Raw genomic sequence first — 1,907 nt, forward strand, 5'->3', positions numbered from 1 at the left:
CGAATCGTGGAATTGCACCGTCTACTCCGGGGTCTCCGTATGGGGTGCGGCAAGCGTATGCGCACAGGTGGGAGAACGGGCGGGGGAACGGGCGGGAGAACGGACGGAGTGATTGAGCGACGGCCGCCGCGGGGCAATGAGATGTACGTACGGCGGTACGGCGACGAGAGGTGGACCGGACTGTGTCGAGAGCACGAGTGGCACGGCGGATCGCGGCGGGCGCGGCCTACGGAGGCGGCAGCATCGGGCTGCTCGGTGCGGCGACGGTAGGTGTCCTGCTGGCGGAGGTCCAGCTGGCGAAACGGCATGTGGGCGGCGGCATCGCACCGGTTCCGCCGAGCGCGGACGGACGGTACGGAGCGGCGTTCGCCGGTCCTGCCGAACCGCTGCGGCTGGGGTTGCTGGGCGACTCCACGGCCGCCGGACAGGGGGTGCGCCGGACCGGTCAGACGCCGGGGGCACTGCTCGCCTCGGGGCTCGCGGCGGTGTCCGAGCGGCCGGTGGACCTGCGCAACGTGGCGCAGCCGGGTGCCCGCTCGGACGATCTGGAGCGGCAGGTCTCGTCGCTGCTGGCCGATCCGTGCGCCGTGCCCGACGTCTGCGTGATCATGATCGGCGCGAACGACGTGACGCACCGCATCCCCGCCACGCAGTCGGTGCGCTGCCTGACCACGGCGGTGCGCAGACTGCGTACGGCGGGCGCGGAGGTGGTGGTCGGCACGTGCCCGGATCTCGGCACGATCGAGCCGGTCTACCAGCCGCTGCGCTGGCTGGCCCGCCGGGTGAGCCGGCAGCTGGCGGCGGCCCAGACGATCGGCGCGGTGGAACAGGGCGGGCGCACGGTGTCGCTGGGCGACCTGCTGGGGCCGGAGTTCGAGGCGAACCCCCGGGAGCTGTTCGGCCCGGACAACTACCACCCGTCGGCGGAGGGGTACGCCACAGCGGCGATGGCGGTGCTGCCGACGCTCTGCGCGGCGCTGGGTCTGTGGCCGGACTCCGACCGGCTGGACGGGGACCGGCGCGAGGACATGCTGCCGGTGGCGAAGGCGGCCTCCCAGGCGGCCAAGGAGGCCGGTACCGAGGTCACCGGGGCCCGGGCTCCATGGGCCCTGCTCAAGCACCGCAGGCGGCGGCGCCTGCCCACCGCGACGGAGCCCCACCCGCGCCCGGGAACGAGCGGGGAGACGGCACTGCAAAGGGCGGCCCCCACGGAGGAGGAGGCCGAGGCGCACGGGAAGCCGCGAAAGGAGAAGGAACGGAGAAGGTCGTCGCGGGACCTCCGTGCCCATTGACGGCGGCCCGCAGCACGGCGGACCGGCCCGAGCGAGTCGGCGACCGACCGGGCGCGACGGCTCGACGGCCGGCCGGACGGCCCGGGGCGGCGACCGACCGAACGACTCGGGTCGGCAACCGGCCGGGGCCGTACGACGGGGTCGGGTGCGGCCGGACAGGACGGCCCGGCGGCCTGTCGGACGGGCGACGGGAAACGACCGGGCCCCGGACTGAGCGAGCGCTTAGAAAAGAGGTCGGCGTCACATGCGCTGCCCGATGACCCAGCATCTACGTACAGGTAACTTCCAAGTCAGCACCTGCCCGAACCCGCCTTCCAGCCCTCATGGAGCCGCGTGATGCCCGAAGCCGTGATCGTCTCTGCCGTCCGTTCCCCCATCGGCCGGGCCTTCAAGGGTTCGCTGAAGGACCTGCGCGCGGACGACCTGACCGCCACGATCATCCGGACCGCGCTGGACCGGGTTCCCGAGCTGGATCCGAAGGACATCGACGACCTGATGCTCGGCTGCGGCCTCCCCGGCGGCGAGCAGGGCAACAACCTGGGCCGGATCGTCGCCGTGCAGATGGGCATGGACCACCTCCCCGGCTGCACGATCACCCGGTACTGCTCGTCTTCC

The 1,907-nt window shown here is 72.9% G+C and carries 1 protein-coding gene and 1 pseudogene; both read left to right on the forward strand.

Annotated elements, in window-relative coordinates; translation table 11 throughout:
• The first annotated feature begins 197 nt into the window (after positions 1-197).
• Positions 198-1,292 carry an SGNH/GDSL hydrolase family protein gene (locus tag AMK22_RS37175; protein ID WP_242434331.1) on the forward strand — a complete coding sequence of 365 codons (1,095 nt, stop codon included), beginning with the start codon at positions 198-200 and terminating at the stop codon, positions 1,290-1,292.
• A gap of 336 nt (positions 1,293-1,628) precedes the next feature.
• Positions 1,629-1,907, forward strand: a pseudogene (locus tag AMK22_RS37180) (acetyl-CoA C-acyltransferase); the annotation flags it as partial.

This window comes from Streptomyces sp. CB01580 (assembly GCF_001905795.1).
GTDB lineage: Bacteria > Actinomycetota > Actinomycetes > Streptomycetales > Streptomycetaceae > Streptomyces.